General features: G+C 56.4%; 16 protein-coding genes. 7 read left to right on the plus strand and 9 right to left on the minus strand.

The genetic code is table 11. The features are described 5' to 3' along the window. Positions 1–41: 41 nt before the first annotated feature. From DEALK_RS01730 to DEALK_RS01740, 3 genes are read right to left on the minus strand one after another with little or no spacing between them, the layout of a single operon-like run. Complete coding sequence (locus DEALK_RS01730) at positions 42–683, minus strand: response regulator (RefSeq protein ID WP_058438138.1); 642 nt, start codon at positions 681–683, stop codon at positions 42–44. Next, positions 670–2,445, minus strand: coding sequence for a histidine kinase (locus DEALK_RS01735; RefSeq protein WP_058438140.1), 1,776 nt, complete (start codon positions 2,443–2,445; stop codon positions 670–672). The genes DEALK_RS01730 and DEALK_RS01735 overlap by 14 nt, the downstream gene beginning before the upstream one ends. Continuing rightward, entirely contained in the window at positions 2,442–3,446 is a 1,005-nt protein-coding gene (locus DEALK_RS01740; protein ID WP_133240228.1) for a BMP family lipoprotein, read from the minus strand. Before DEALK_RS01740 ends, DEALK_RS01735 begins: the two co-directional genes overlap by 4 nt. A 323-nt stretch (positions 3,447–3,769) precedes the next feature. On the opposite strand from DEALK_RS01740, the gene DEALK_RS01745 reads away from it, so the two are divergent. Next, complete coding sequence (locus tag DEALK_RS01745; RefSeq protein WP_058438144.1) at positions 3,770–4,900, plus strand: type IV pilus twitching motility protein PilT; 1,131 nt, start codon at positions 3,770–3,772, stop codon at positions 4,898–4,900. 8 nt (positions 4,901–4,908) lie between these two features. Here DEALK_RS01745 and DEALK_RS01750 read toward each other — a convergent pair whose 3' ends face one another. Beyond that, a complete protein-coding gene (locus DEALK_RS01750; RefSeq protein WP_058438146.1) occupies positions 4,909–5,355 on the minus strand; it encodes a YkgJ family cysteine cluster protein in 447 nt (148 codons plus the stop codon). Between the two features lie 180 nt (positions 5,356–5,535). On the opposite strand from DEALK_RS01750, the gene DEALK_RS01755 reads away from it, so the two are divergent. Further along, entirely contained in the window at positions 5,536–6,402 is an 867-nt protein-coding gene (locus tag DEALK_RS01755) for a universal stress protein (protein ID WP_058438148.1), read from the plus strand. A 15-nt stretch (positions 6,403–6,417) separates the two neighbouring features. Here the strand turns inward: DEALK_RS01755 and DEALK_RS01760 are convergent, their stop codons facing one another. From DEALK_RS01760 to uvrB, 3 genes are read right to left on the minus strand one after another with little or no spacing between them, the layout of a single operon-like run. Next, entirely contained in the window at positions 6,418–6,987 is a 570-nt protein-coding gene (locus DEALK_RS01760; RefSeq protein ID WP_058438150.1) for a class I SAM-dependent methyltransferase, read from the minus strand. Further along, positions 6,984–7,145, minus strand: coding sequence for a hypothetical protein (locus tag DEALK_RS10065; protein WP_165802780.1), 162 nt, complete (start codon positions 7,143–7,145; stop codon positions 6,984–6,986). The genes DEALK_RS01760 and DEALK_RS10065 overlap by 4 nt, the downstream gene beginning before the upstream one ends. Next, entirely contained in the window at positions 7,135–9,144 is a 2,010-nt protein-coding gene (gene uvrB / locus DEALK_RS01765) for an excinuclease ABC subunit UvrB (RefSeq protein WP_058440007.1), read from the minus strand. The genes DEALK_RS10065 and uvrB overlap by 11 nt, the downstream gene beginning before the upstream one ends. A 66-nt stretch (positions 9,145–9,210) precedes the next feature. Here uvrB and dxr point away from each other — a divergent pair, with 66 nt between their 5' ends. From dxr to DEALK_RS10070, 5 genes are all read left to right on the plus strand, one after another. Further along, positions 9,211–10,335, plus strand: coding sequence for a 1-deoxy-D-xylulose-5-phosphate reductoisomerase (gene dxr / locus DEALK_RS01770; protein ID WP_058438152.1), 1,125 nt, complete (start codon positions 9,211–9,213; stop codon positions 10,333–10,335). Then, complete coding sequence (locus tag DEALK_RS01775) at positions 10,336–11,373, plus strand: M50 family metallopeptidase (protein WP_058438154.1); 1,038 nt, start codon at positions 10,336–10,338, stop codon at positions 11,371–11,373. 24 nt (positions 11,374–11,397) lie between these two features. Continuing rightward, positions 11,398–12,462 carry a flavodoxin-dependent (E)-4-hydroxy-3-methylbut-2-enyl-diphosphate synthase gene (ispG, locus tag DEALK_RS01780; RefSeq protein WP_058438156.1) on the plus strand — a complete coding sequence of 355 codons (1,065 nt, stop codon included), beginning with the start codon at positions 11,398–11,400 and terminating at the stop codon, positions 12,460–12,462. Between the two features lie 33 nt (positions 12,463–12,495). After that, positions 12,496–13,083, plus strand: a complete 588-nt coding sequence (locus DEALK_RS01785) for a hypothetical protein (protein ID WP_058438158.1) — start codon at positions 12,496–12,498, stop codon at positions 13,081–13,083. Between the two features lie 88 nt (positions 13,084–13,171). Beyond that, complete coding sequence (locus DEALK_RS10070) at positions 13,172–13,309, plus strand: hypothetical protein (protein ID WP_165802781.1); 138 nt, start codon at positions 13,172–13,174, stop codon at positions 13,307–13,309. Positions 13,310–13,436: 127 nt separating this feature from the next. Here DEALK_RS10070 and DEALK_RS01790 read toward each other — a convergent pair whose 3' ends face one another. Both DEALK_RS01790 and DEALK_RS01795 read right to left on the minus strand, forming a co-directional pair. After that, on the minus strand, positions 13,437–14,423 hold the full coding sequence (locus DEALK_RS01790) for a radical SAM protein (RefSeq protein WP_058438160.1): 987 nt from the start codon (positions 14,421–14,423) through the stop codon (positions 13,437–13,439). 82 nt (positions 14,424–14,505) lie between these two features. After that, positions 14,506–14,772 (minus strand): hypothetical protein, encoded by a 267-nt coding sequence (locus DEALK_RS01795; RefSeq protein ID WP_058438162.1) that lies wholly within the window; start codon positions 14,770–14,772, stop codon positions 14,506–14,508. Between the last annotated feature and the right edge of the window lie 15 nt (positions 14,773–14,787).

Consider the following 14,787-nt stretch of genomic DNA (forward strand, 5'->3'; position numbering starts at 1 on the left):
GTCTCAGGAATTCCGAGCAGCTGCGTCGTCCCCTTAAGATGCTATTTGATCAGTTTTTGCTTAAGCGCCATCGACACCGCTTCGGTTCGTGATGTGACACCGAGCTTGGAGAGAATGTTGGATACGTGGAACTTGGCGGTTGAGGCGGAGACGCCAAGTTGATCGGCGATTTCCGAGTTAGGCAGGCCATCCACCATCAGCGTCAGGATCTCCTTCTCCCGTTCCGTGAGGTCATAATCCCGGGCTGAAGGATGCCGCATTTCTTCAATCAATACCTGGGTGGCTTCTGATGACAACTTGGACTGGCCGGCCATGGCGCCGCGGATCGCGGCTACCAGTTCAGCTGCCGAGACTGTCTTAAGCAGGTAACTCATAGCGCCGGCCTTGAGCGCCCCGTCCACCTGTTCCCGTTCCTTGAACGAGGTCAGGATAATCACTCTGGCCGCGGGGCAGCGCTCGTGGATCAGTTTGGTTGCCGCAACGCCGTCCATCACCGGCATCAGCAAATCCATCAGCACAACGTCCGGTTTCAACCTTTCGCACTGACGGACGCCTTCCGACCCGTCGGCAGCTTCGCCGACTAGCTCAAGGTCGTCCTCAGCGGCTAACATGGCGCTCAACCCGCTGCGCACCACGCTATGGTCATCAACCAGCAGAACCCGGATCGGTTTAGTCTCCGCCATGAATTTCCTCCCCGGCCGGCAGGCGCCATTTTAAATTCACCACGGTGCCGCGGCCAATTTCACTCTTTACTTCAAGATCAGCCCCGATATCGCGGGCGCGGTCTCGCATGATGCCCAGGCCAAGGCTTTCAGGCCTGGTTGCTGAACGATCAAATCCCAAACCGTCGTCACCGACGCTGAGTACGGCGGAGCCGCCTTCGCAGCGCATCTGTATTATAATATGATTAGCTTGAGCGTGCTTGGCGATATTGTTGAGCGCTTCCTGGGCGACGCGGTAAAAAGCCACCTTAACCTCCGGAGTCATCTGACACTCTTCGGACACTTGAAGATCCACCGGAGTGGGTTGGCGGGTGTTGAACGATTCCACCAGTTGGCGCAGCAGGTAGCTCATATCAGCGTCCGCCAGCACCTGCGGCCGCAGTTCGAAGAGCAGGGTGCGCATCTCAGCCAGGGCGCCCCGGGTCAGGCGCTGGATCTCATCTAGCCGCCGGCGTCCTTCTTCCGGATTCTTAGCCCACAGCTTGGGTAGGACTTCCGCGATAATACAGGTAGAAAAAAGCGTTTGGCTGACCGCGTCGTGCAGGTCTCTCGCCAGGCGGTTGCGCTCTTCAGCCGCAGCGTGTTCCAGCTTGCCTTCGGTAGCCTGGAGGCGCTCTATCATTCGGTCGAAGGAGCGGGATAATTGCCCAAGCTCGTCCGTTCGGTCCGAAGCTGAGATGCGAGCCAATTTGCCCGTAGCGGCGATGCTGTTGGTAGCCTCGGTCAGCTTGACAATGGGGCTGGTCAGATTGGACACCGCCCGGAAAATGGCGGCGGTGCCGATGACGCCCATGGCTACCCAGAGAGCGACGATAGTAGCTGCCATGCGGTCAATCGGCGCATGCGCATCCGCCTCAGATTGCTGGACAATAACGCCCCAGCCGGTCAAGCCGCCGACCGGGCTGAAGGCCGAAAGCACAACCTGTCCGCTTTCAGCTTCGGTATATTCTACGAAACCCTCATTGCCGGCGATCAAGACCGATATTTCCTCCGGCAGCGGACGGCCTATCATGGCTGGTTCCCGGTGAGCGATGATCTCGCCGCTCCTCGATACCAGATACACGAAACCGGTTTGGCCGAACGTTATCTGCTGGATACCCCCCCAGATGCCCTGAAGATCAATTTCCAGCACTACCGTCCCTAACGCCGGGTTGAGCGGTAAACCCAGATGCATTACCGGGATATTTTCAATCGGGCTGAAGGCCACCTCAGACAGGAAGGTGCCCTGTGTCCGGGATGATCGGTAGGCATCCAGGACTGAGTCGTTGACCGGCACTGCCGGTCGCGCCAGGATTTCGGCGCTGGTCAGCCTGAATAGATTGTCTACGCTATCGTTGATATAAAATCGCAAAACGCCCTGGGAGTCATAAAAATAGATGCTTCGGTATCGTTGGGGCGCCGACAACCGGAGCGACACCGCGGCGCCGACTTGTCCGGATAGATCCGGATTAAGCAGTTCCAGGTGCCGGGTAAAGTTTCGGGCGTCGGCCAGGATCTCCGCCACCTGGGCGTTCAAGTCACGGCCAATGATCGAGGCAATCTGAGTGTTGCGCTGGCTGGTCTCCTGAAGCATATAACTCTGACCGAAACCAAGAAAAGCCAGGCTGACTACGCTCACCGCCACAATCCAGAAGATTACGCTGGAAGTGACCAGTTGCCGCTTGAGGCTGAACTTGACCCAGCCGTTCTTGGGCAGTAACGAAGTTTTTTCTTCCAAAGTCATTCGGTCAGTATCGTTAACAGGCCGCCGGTGATCTGCTGCTTCAACTCGTCGAGGCGCGCCAGCATCTGGGGTGTAACCAGATCGGTATCGAATGGGCCAAGGGAAAAGCCATTCTCTTTCAGACCAAGCGACCGGGTGCCGGGAGTGAATTTTTCATTCTTGACTTCCTCAACGAGCAGCAGCACCGCCGTATCCACCCGTTTTGGGCGGTTGCCGACGACATTGCCCGGAGCCAGATAGCGCTGGTCGCCGCTGGTGCCAGTTGTCAGCTTACCGGTCTGCTGGGCAGCCTGGATGATCCCCAAGCCGGTGCGTGAGGCGGCATTGTGGATTATATCCACACCCTCGCTATAGCGTTTTAGCGCCAGAGCCAGGCCGACCTGCGGATCGGCGAAAGTGCCGGCAAAGTCGGTTATCACTGTGACTGAAGGGTCCTGATGGGCAGCCCCTTGAGTAAAACCTGACATGATGCGGCGAATGGCTGGGATATCTGTGCCGCCAATGACACAGATTTTTTTGGTTTGGGTGAGCATCGCCGCTAAAGCTCCCATTAAAAAGTCGGCTTCCTGCTCCCGGTAGACGATTGAAGACACATTCGGCGCGGTCAGTTCAAAATCAATTCCGGCGAATTTGACGCTTGGGAATTCCGCTGCCACAATCTTCAAAGACTCCAGGTTTTCAAACGCCACGGCAATGATAAGATCATATCCGCTGCGGGCAAAAAGGCGCAGGGCGTCAATATTTGCTTCTTTGCTGCCGGAGGCGATGGTTTCAAACCGGATGTTGTATTTCGTTTGGGCTTCGAGCAGCCCGGCATAGGCAGAGTCGTTAAAAGACCGATCACCCAGACCGCCGCTGCCCAGCAACAGACCGACATTAAGCACTCTGGTCTGCTGCTCAACAGGAGCACACGAGGCTGACGGCAGGATTAAAACAAAGGCGATCAAAATAAAGGATAATCGCCGCAACGACGAAATCATTTCAACACTTTCACCTGACAATGCAATATCCTACCTAGCGGGTCAATTGTTGTCAATCGTTATTTTTTAATGCGTTGAATTATTATTTAAGTTGTTCCACTGCTAAGCTAATTGAGTTCAGTAGAACAAGCACATTGAAGATTCGGTAGCTGTCAACTCGTTTCCTGGTCAAGTCCTATATGTTCAATTATGGCTAATAATATTAACTATCGTAAGATAGAATATGCATTCATCCCGATCTTGTCGACGGTATTATTGCCACTTTCACGTTCGTTTAATCAATACGAAAAATATTTCTTTAAAACCTCTTGTATTTTATTCATTACCAGATATAAACTGGACTCATGGACGTATTAGAATTGGTACGCAAAGCAGTTGACCTGAAAGCATCGGATTTACAATTGGTGATTGACAGCCCGCCGCTCCTTAGAATCGACGGCGAACTCCAGGCGGTTGAAGGGTTCGGGGATCTGACGCCGCACGATATTGATGTCGCTCTGGTTCAGCTTACCGATGAAGATCAGCGTCAGGTTTTCCTGAACACCAAAGAACTGGATTTCGCATATTCGATGCAAGACCTGGGCCGGCTGCGGTGTAACGTGGCCAGGCAGATGAACGGTTTGAGCTTGGCTATCCGGCTTCTGCCGCCGAAAGTACCGACTATCGACGAACTTGAGCTGCCTCAGATTCTGAAGGAACTGGTGCAGCAACCCCGTGGTTTGCTGCTGGTCACCGGCCCGACCGGCTCCGGTAAGAGCACCACTCTGGCGGCGATGATCCACCACCTGAACCAGACCGGTGGTCACCATATCATCACCATCGAAGATCCGATCGAATATGTTCACCGCCGGATCAAATGCGCTATCACCCAGCGCCAGCTTGGAGACGACACCACCTCTTACCCTTCAGCGTTGCGCCACATCCTGAGACAGAACCCGGACGTCATCATGCTGGGCGAAATCCGCGACCCGGAAACAGCCGCCGCCGCGTTAGCCGTGGCTGAAACCGGGCACCTGGTGCTCTCCACCAGCCACGCACCTTCAGCGCCCCAAGCGGTTGAACGCATCATAGATCTGTTCCCGCCGCAAGAGCGGCATCTCGCAGAGACCCGACTTGCCTCGCTATTGGTTGCGGTGGTTTGCCAGACGCTGGTACCCCGTGCCGACAGTTCCGGACGCATCGCCGCGGTTGAGTTGATGATTGCCACGCCGGCCGCACGCGCCCTAATCCGGGATGGTAAGGTTTATCAGCTGCACAATGTCATCACCACCAGTCGGGAGAACGGTATGGTGACGATGGACGAAGCACTGGCTGAACTTTATAAAAACGGCAAAATAAGCCTGAAGGCGCTTTTTGCCCACTGCAACGATTCCAACGAGGTGAAGAAGTACCTTGGCACGACGCTACATCCTTTTGAAGAGACCGTAAAGAAGCAGCCTGCCAAAAAAGGCGTAGCGGCGCCGAAAGAATCCTGACGCCGAATTTAGGTTTGTTCCAGCGAAACGATAAAGGCTTGCAGCGAGGCCACGTCTGCCGCTTCGCCGACAAAATGACCAGCTTCATCAACCTTTAGATTCCAGCACCTTGCCAGCCCATCACGGCAGTCTTTTTTATCCGCGTCGGCGTTCCATTCGACACATGAAGCCGGCTTGAACTTCTGGATGCGGCAAAAGAAGATTCTCCCGCCGGGTTGAGGTTCCAAAAACACACAGTGGCCGCCGCTGTGGCGCAAGAGCACCGTTTTAACGTCTGGCCAAGCATTGTCAAGATAGCCCGACTCGAAGGTGTCCCATTCAATCCTCAGCTTTTCGGCGATACGGTGAGCCTCTCCGATTGTCATCTGCACCTGGTATTTGGAACAACAGACGCCGCAGCAGAAACACCGGAAAGCTGGTTCGGTTTCGGCTTCATTTTGTACCTGAAGTGCCAAATTATCACCTCATAAAGCGAAAGCCCAAGGCGTGAGTCACGGCCTCAGGCTCAGAAATGTTTTATGTCTGTTGCACGAATTATAGCCGAATCAGCTGTAGATGTCACCTGCGTTTGCCGTCGCGGTTTGCGGCGGGTATACTTAAGTTAACGCAGGCGTTGACTGAAAGCGAGGGCTTCCATGCCCCAGATCAAGCAGGTGGTGATACCGCTGGACGGATCGGCCGAGGCCGAAATCACCCTGCCGTATGGCCTAGCCCTGGCGCAGCACTTCCAGGCCGCCCTGGAACTCGTCTCTGTGGACGAAAGCGGAGGCGCCGACACAACCAACCTGTTCCGCAGCTACCATCAGCACCTCGACGAACGACTCAAGTCTAAATACCCGGGTGCGCCAGCCTGGCAGACTTACCTCCGCAGCGGCAAGGCACCCGATGAGATCAACAAATTCATCGCCGAAAAAAATGCCGACCTGGTCATCCTATCCGCCCATGGCTCCTCCGGTCGCGGTGCGGTGCTTTTGGGCAAAACGGCGGCTAAGATATTGTCCGGTATCATCAAACCCGCGATTCTTGTTCAGACCCCGCCGCCGGAGGGCTCGCCATTGTTCAGCAAGATCCTGGTACCGCTGGACGGTTCCGGCATCGGCCAGGCCGCGCTAGACCTGGTTGCTGAACTGGCCCCGGCTTTCGGCGCCGAGGTGGTACTAATCCAGGTAGTTGAGCCAGTGCGCTATATGCCCAGCGTCGACGGCTTGGGCGCCTATACGTTGCCCATTGACGACGCCGAGATCGAAAAAGAGGCGAGTATCTTCCTGGCTCGGCGTGCCGAAGTACTGCAGCAGAAGGGTATCAAGGTGTCAACAGTGGTCAAGACCGGCTCAGCCGCGGACCTCATCCTGAAATATGCATCGGAAAACAAGGTCGATCTGATCGCTATGTCCACCCACGGCCTGTCCGGCATTACTCGCTGGGTCTTCGGTTCCGTCACTGAGAAGATCATGCAGTATGGGACACTGCCGGTTCTCGTCGTCCACCCGCCCGGAGGTTGAACCCGGCTGTCTTGGTTATTTCAGGCCGAGACTGTAATAATGCTTCTCCGTCCAGTTATCGCACCGGAAGTCTTTAAAGCCCGCCCGACGGAACATGGCTTCGATTTTTTCGGCTGATATTCTTATCTTCTGCGGCGGGCCGGGGCTGTCGAATTCCGCCCGCCACTCCATCGCCAGCAGCCTGCCGCCCGACTTTAATAACCGGTAAGCCTCATCGAGTGCCTTCTGCGGCTCTTTGGTCTCGTGCAGGATAAATGCCGCCAGACAGAATTCGGCGATACCGTCATCCAGGCCGGTTTTGGTGAAGTCTGATTTGACCGGCAGGACATTTTTTGGCGGCTTGCGGGATTTCAGGATATCGAGCATGGCGTCAGAGTCATCGACGGCGTAGACATAGCCCACCGTTCCGACGATCTCCGCCATAGGTAAGGCAAACGTCCCTGTACCGCAGCCCAGGTCGACGCAGACCGTCCCGGCTTTCACCCCGCCGGCCTTGCGGAGAAGTTCAGGAATCCTCAGCTCGGCGATGCGGCCTGGGTTGTCCAGGCGGGCGGCATTGCCGGTCTCGAAATGATTATTGGTCATCTGTTAGATTTCTTTTCCCCGGCCCGCCGCTCAACGCTTTGCCTGTATATCAAAGCGATTGACTTGCCGTGATGGGTCATCTTGGAGCGCTTGGCTGTCCGCCGCATTTCACGACGCTCCTGGCGGGTGCCGCAATCTATTTCTTCGTTATTTGCCACGGGGTCTGGCCTCGGGCTCGATCAATTCCCGCTTCAGCTCCACAATGCGATCACGTAGAAGGGCAGCGCGCTCAAAGTCCATCAGCTTGGCGGAACGCTTCATCTGTGTCTCCAGCTCCCGGACGAGGCGCGCCATGTCTTCCTTCGTCAGCGGCGTAACCCTGTAGGCCGCGGCCTGTGAATCGGCCACCACTGCCTCAGCGGTGCGGATGCGCTCGGTGATGTCTTTGATGGCTTTCCGAATGCCCTGCGGTGTGATTCCATGCTCGGCGTTGTAGGCCTCCTGGACAGCCCGCCGCCGCTTGATCTCGGTGATAGCGCGGTCCATGGAACCGGTGACCGTGTCGGCGTACATGATGACTTTGCCGTCCACATGACGGGCGGCGCGGCCCATGGTCTGGATGAGCGCCCACTCCGAACGCAGGAAGCCTTCCTTGTCGGCGTCAAGGATGGCGACCAGTGAGACTTCCGGCAGGTCGAGGCCTTCGCGCAACAGGTTGATGCCGACGACAACATCGTAGACACCGAGCCGAAGGTCGCGCAGTATCTCTACCCTTTCAAAAGTCTCCACCTCGGAGTGGAGATACTGGGTCTTGACGCCGGATTCGCTGAGGTATTCTGACAGTTTCTCAGCAAGTTTCTTGGTGAGGGTCGTCACCAGGCAGCGCTCGCCCTTTTCGACGCGGAGTTTTATCTGGTGAATCAGGTCGTCAACCTGACCTTCAGTGGGTTTGACTTCTATCACCGGCTCTAACAAACCAGTCGGTCGGACAAGCTGCTCGACAGTGTTCTGGGAATGCTCTTTTTCATAAAGCCCCGGGGTCGCCGAAACGTATATTACCTGGGAAAAACGCTGCCGGAATTCCGAGAAGTTCAGAGGGCGGTTGTCCAGGGCTGAGGGCAGGCGGAAGCCATAGTCCACCAGGATTTCCTTACGTGCCCGGTCGCCGTTATACATGCCGCGTATTTGCGGCAGCGACATGTGTGACTCATCAACGAAGAGAATGTAGTCCTTAGGGAAATAATCAAGCAGCGTCCACGGCGAGGAGCCCGCCGGCCGCCCCGCCAGGTGGCGGGCATAGTTCTCAACGCCGTTGCAGTACCCGGCCTGTTCAAGCATCTCCAGGTCGTAGTTGGTGCGCTGTTCCAGCCGCGCAGCTTCAAGCAGCTTGCCTTGCTTCTTGAGTTCGCCGACTCGTTGAACCAACTCCTCTCGAATAGCCTGAATTGCCTTGACGAGCTTCTCCGGCGAGGTAACGAAGTGCTTGGCCGGGTAGATGTCCACTAATTTGAGTTCTTCCAGGTACTCTCCGGTCAGCGGATCAATGCGGAGCATGCGCTCGATCTCATCGCCGAAGAACTCCACCCGGATGGCGGTTTCCTCGTAGGCCGGCTGTAATTCCAGGGTATCGCCGCGCAGGCGGAATTTCCCTCGGGAGAAATCAAGGTCATTGCGCTCGTACTGCATGTCTACCAGGCGGTGTAAAATGTCGCTCCGATTGTACCTCGCCCCCTTCTCAAGATTCAGGATGAACTTCATGTACTCTTCCGGCTCGCCCAGGCCGTAGATGCAGGACACCGAGGCGACGATAATGACATCCCGCCGGGATAGCAGCGAACGGGTGGCGGCGTGCCGCAGCTTGTCGATCTCGTCGTTGATGTCGGCGTCCTTTTCGATGTACATATCCTTGGAGGGGACATAAGCCTCGGGCTGGTAATAGTCGTAGTAGCTGACGAAATACTCCACGGCGTTATTGGGGAAAAACTCCCGGAATTCGGCGTAGAGCTGGGCAGCCAGGGTCTTGTTATGAGAGATGATCAGCGCCGGCCGGCCGCAGCGGGCGATAATGTTGGCCATGGTGAAGGTCTTGCCCGAACCGGTGACGCCGAGCAGTGTCTGGTCCTTGAGGCCGTCAGCCAAACCCTGGGTCAAGCCGGACACCGCCTGTGGTTGGTCGCCCATCAGTCCAAAATCGGAAACGAGGTTGAATTCAGTCATATTTGAATTATAGGGCATCGGCTATAAAAGACAAGACCCCCTCGTTTACGGTATTATATTTATGTAATGACACCGAAAAACCTGGCCGTCCTGGGTTCGACCGGCAGCATCGGACAGCAGGCACTGGACGTAGCCCGCCGGCATCCATCAAAGGTTTCGGTCGTTGGTTTGGCTGCCGGCGAAAATTTCACCCTGGCGCAAAAGCAGGCCGACGAATTCCAGCCCCGTTTCATATCCTGCGCCGCCAAGCAGCTAACTTGCGGCAACTCAGTGTGCTTGCCGCTGGAGACCATGGCGACGCATCCCGATGTCGATATCGTCATCGTCGCTCTGCCTGGGGGCGCCGGACTGGGTCCGGCCCTCGCAGCGGCGCGGGCGGGCAAGATAATCGCTCTGGCCAATAAGGAATGCCTCGTCGCTGCCGGCGAGATATTGCTCGCTGAAGCCCGAAAGCACGGCGCCCAGGTCCGCCCGGTTGACTCGGAACATTCGGCCATCTGGCAATGCCTCACCGGCGAACCCAGCCAACCGGAAAAGCTCCTTTTGACAGCCTCCGGAGGGCCGTTCCGCGAATACCCGGCCGAAAGAATAGCGGCGGTGACACCGGAGCAGGCGCTGGCCCACCCTTCGTGGAAGATGGGCAAAAAGGTGACTATCGACTCAGCGACGCTGATGAACAAAGGCCTCGAGGTCATCGAGGCGCACCGGCTCTACGGCTTGCCTTACGAGCGCATCGAAGTGGTCATCCACCCGCAGTCAATCATCCACTCGATGGTCGAGTTCGCCGACGGCGCGATTAAAGCTCAGCTTTCACCGCCGGATATGCGGCTTCCGATACAATATGCTCTTTCCTACCCTGAGCGCTGGGACAATGCCGACCTGCCAAGGGCGGACTGGGCAAAAATCTCCCGCCTTGATTTTTCAGAGCCGGACTTCAGCAAATTCCCTTGCTTGAGACTGGCAATTGAGGCTGGTAAGCGGGAGAGCACTTTTCCTGCGGTGCTGTCTGCTGCGGACGAGGCGGCAGTTAACCTCTTCCTCGCGCGCAGAATTGCCTTTACCGACATCGCCCTGCTGGTAGCCGGAGCGCTCGATGGGCATAACCCAGAGGGCGAACCTTCGTTAGAAAACATAGCCGCGGCCGAAGTGTGGGCGCGGCAGAAAGTCTTAGAGCTGGCAAGGAGTCTTTAGTTGTTCACCATAATCGTCTTTTTACTCGTTCTAGCGGTAGTGGTGCTGTCTCACGAAGCCGGCCATTTCTTCACGGCCAAAGCCTTCGGGGTAAAGGTCAATGAATTCGGTATCGGCTACCCGCCGCGGTTATTCGCTGTCAAGAAGGGCGAAACCGAGTATTCGGTCAACCTGCTGCCGCTGGGCGGCTTCGTCAAGCTGTCCGGCGAGGAAGACCCGACGGCACCGGGCTCGCTGGCCTCAAAAAGTCACGCCAAACGTATCACCGTGCTGGCCTCCGGCGCGGCCGTAAACGCTCTGCTGCCTATAATTTTTTTCACCGCCGCAATGATCCTGCCACACGACGTAGCTTCGGGGCGGATCGAGGTGGTCGAGGTATCGCCCGACTCGCCGGCCTCAACGGCTGGCATCGTTCCCGGCGATGTCATCACCAGGCTGGATGGTCGTGACCTTATCAACAACAATGAGCTGGGCAGAGTTATTATCCTGAATCTGGGTGAAGCGATCCCCATGGAAATAGTTAAGGCAGATGGTACAACGCAGACGGTGTCCGTGACGCCTCGATGGAACCCGCCCGAGGGACAGGGCGCGGTAGGCATACGCACCCGGACTGCCGATGTGGTCATCGAAGAAACAACTGTGCCCTTTTTCCGGGCAATCGACCAGGGGTTGCGTGAAGCCGGCGAGACCATGGTGCTTTTTAAGAACTCTATTTTGATGATGGTTTTCGGCGCCGACGCCCAGATCGCCGGCCCGGTCGGCATTGCCCAGATGACCGGCGAGGTAGCTCGAGCCGGAATTTCCCCGCTGTTGGAGTTCACCGCTTTCCTGTCGCTCAACCTGGCCATCCTGAATCTGCTGCCGATACCGGCGCTGGATGGCGGCCGTATCGCCTTCGTCGTTGTTGAGTGGGCGCGAAGAGGCAAGCGCATCGACCCGCAGACCGAGGGCAAGATCCACTTCATCGGCTTCGTTATCCTCATCGGCCTGATCATCATGGTAACGTTTCAGGATATCCTCAGAATTGTCGGCGGATAAATCCGAAATACGAAGTATAATCCCATGACTGAATACCAGAGTATTACCAGGCGGCGGAAAAGCAAAGTCATTAACATCGGCGGCGTTATTGTCGGCGGCGAAGCGCCTGTGTCTGTTCAGTCGATGACCAAGACCGACACACGCAAAGTTTCGGAGACTGTTGCCCAGATCAAAGAGTTAGCCGCGGCCGGCTGTGAGATCATCCGCTGCGGCGTGCCGGACATGGAGGCTGCCGAGGCACTGCGGCAAATCAAGAGTCAGAGCCCGATTCCAGTCATCGCCGACATCCACTTCGATTACCGGTTGGCTCTGACAGCCATCGCCTCGGGCGTTGATGGTTTGCGGATCAACCCGGGCAACATCGGCGATGCGGAACGGGTGAAGCAGGTGGTGGTCGCGGCGAAAGAAAGACAGGTACCGATCCGCATCGGAGTCAATGGCGGGAGCCTGCCGCCGGACTTCGAGCCGATGAAACCTCTGCACCAGAGGATGGTTGACTCGGCGATGGAGCAAGTGAGGCTCCTTGAGAGCCTGAACTTCGACCTGATCAAGATTTCACTCAAAGCCTTCGACGTGCCTGAGACGGTGGCGGCCTACCGAATGATTTCTTCGATGGTCGATTACCCTTTGCACCTGGGCATGACCGAAGCCGGAACGCCGCGCACCGGTATCATCCGCTCAGCAGTTGGCATCGGGGCGCTCTTGGCCGAAGGCATCGGTGACACCATCCGTGTATCGCTCTCGGCAAACCCGCGCGAGGAGATCGTCGCCGGTTACGAAATACTGAAAAGCCTTGACCTTCGCCAGCGGGGGGCTGTCCTGGTTAGCTGCCCGTCTTGCTCTCGTACGGAGGTGGACATTGTCGGTCTGGCCGAGCGGGTCGGAGATGCCCTCCTGGTCATCGACAAACCCATCAGGGTGGCCGTCATGGGCTGCGCCGTCAATGGTCCCGGCGAGGCGCGGGACGCCGATGTCGGCATCGCCTGCGGCAAGGGTCAGGGAATTTTATTCCGCCGCGGCGAAAAGGTCCGCGTGGTAGCCGAGCCGGAGTTCTTCACCGCCCTTTTAAATGAACTCAAAAACTTTTAGAATATAGTCCCGACATCCGAACGAGGAGCAGCGTTGGATAATACATTCTGGCAAGCGGTTACAGCTTTATCAGTGGCTGTCCTGACCATTGGCTTCCTGGTCGGCATCGTTAAGTATTTGCAATTCCGCCGCCGCGATGACGCCAAGCTGGCCATCGACCTGTTCCGCGACTTCCGCAGCGACGAGTTCAAAGCCGTAATCCGCAGCATCTATTCCGTAAAGCCGGAGCAATGGGCTACTCTGGCCGACTACCAGCGGGTTCGGATCGACCACCTGGTGGACTGGCTGAATCTGCTCGGCGCCGTCACCCGCAATAAGGAGATCAATGAGAACTTGGCCATCGAGACGCTGGCCGGACCCACCGCCATCCGATGCTGGTACCGTCTGCTGCCCTACCTCCGGCAGGAGACCGAGCGGCGTGGTTTCTATTGCGACGCATTCGAGGATTTCACCCGCCGCTCACTAGCCCACTTCAAACAGAAAAATGTCCCCATCTGGTTCAACTGGGGCGCCGAACGCGTTGAATTGGTCAAGCTCCTCCAGAAGCCGGAATTTAAACCGCGGACGATGGAAGAGATTCGCGGCAGCACCCGGTTAGCGGTTGAGGACAAAGCTGCATAATACGAGCAGTATTTTTCAGGTGGATTTCCCGAACAATGCTGTGTTATAATTCCTGGTTAGTCTCAAATTTTCGGAGTTTATAATTACAATGGCTAAAAAAATTCCAGCCTCTGAAAAACGACAGGTCCCTTTATCGGAATTCACCCAGGGCGTCAATAAGAAAGACGAGGTCTCCGGCCTCAAGATTAAATTCGCTTTCTGCAACCGCAAACGCAAAGGCGGATAATCCCGCTTGCCGCGGGCGGTAGACTTTGAACAATCCCTTTCAAGCTCGACACGGTCGAGCTTTTTGGCGTTTGTTAGAGGACAGCAGTGTTCATGGATTGCCGCACTGAAATAACGGCGGCGCCGGACTACCCCCGCTCGAAGGGGTGACCTTCGAAGTTGAAATCCGGCAGGTAATAGTCCCTGGAGCCCTCGCCCTGAAGCCAACCGTTCTCCAAACCAAGGACGTCCAGCAGGTTAACCACGCGGCGGTATTCTGCGGTGGTGATGCTGCGGGCGATAGGCGGTACTTCCATCGCCTTGTGCCGCGGGTAGTATTGGGCCATCAAGCTGACCGTTACCGAAGGCGACAGTTCAGAAGCGATCCAACGCATCGATTCTTCGCTCCCGGCCAACTCATTAGGCAGGATCAGGTGACGGACAATCAAGCCGCGCACCGCGATATCGTCGCTGTCAACCACCAGGTTGCCGACCTGACGGTACATTTCGGTTATTGCCGCCCGGGCGGTTGGTACATAGTGAGCGACATCTGACAGTTTAGCGGCGATGCTGTTGGAAGCGTATTTAAGATCCGGCAGGTAGATATCCACCACGCCTTCCAATTCCCGCAGCGTATCCACGGCGTCATAAGCGTTCGTGTTGTAGACAATTGGAAGATTCAAGCCGCGCGGTACGGCCTCATAAATGGCGCGCATGATCTGCGGCACATATTGAGTGGGACTGACCAGATTGATATTATGACAGTCCAGGTCGTTCTGAATATACAGCATCCGGTTGGAAAGGCGCGAGGGTGTTATTTGGTTTGGGCGCTGCCGCTCCGGGTCCTGGGAAATCTGATAATTTTGGCAGTAGACACAGCGAAGATTACAATTGCCGAAGAAGACGGTACCGGAGCCGCGGCTGCCCGAGATGGCCGGCTCCTCCCCGCGGTGAGCACAGACTGCAGCGACAGCCACCAGTTTGCCGGCGTTGCAGGAACCGATCTCTCCATTCAGCCGGTTTGCGCCGCAGCGGCGGGGGCAGATATCGCAGTGTTCAAGACGAGCCTCAAGCCGTTGGACCCTCTGTTCAAGCTCGCCGGACTCATAGAGTTGGATATAGCCGGGATCAGTCAAGGCAAAACCTCACCGAGGAGTACCCGTTGCGGTCTTCTAACCCGCTGCTGGGGTGAAGGTCGGCGCTGCGCTGCACCGCGAGTCAATAAAGGAGCTTGCCCTGTTCCTTGAGCAGATGCTCCACGTTCTTCCGCACCAGAGCGCAGTCCGACTCATTTTTTAAGGCTAGAATTTTTATCAGGCCGGGCCAGACCTCTTCTTCAACGTTGCGGGGTACGGATAACACCGACCCCTTTTTTACATCGGCTTTCCTGAAGAGCACCTTATTATCGATAGAATCCCAATAAGGGATAATGCCGTATTTTACGAGCCAGTTTAACGCATCTTGACGTGACAGAGCCGTGCTCATAACAGATCAGCCTCC

This window comes from Dehalogenimonas alkenigignens, assembly GCF_001466665.1.
GTDB classification, from domain to species: Bacteria; Chloroflexota; Dehalococcoidia; order Dehalococcoidales; family Dehalococcoidaceae; genus Dehalogenimonas; species Dehalogenimonas alkenigignens.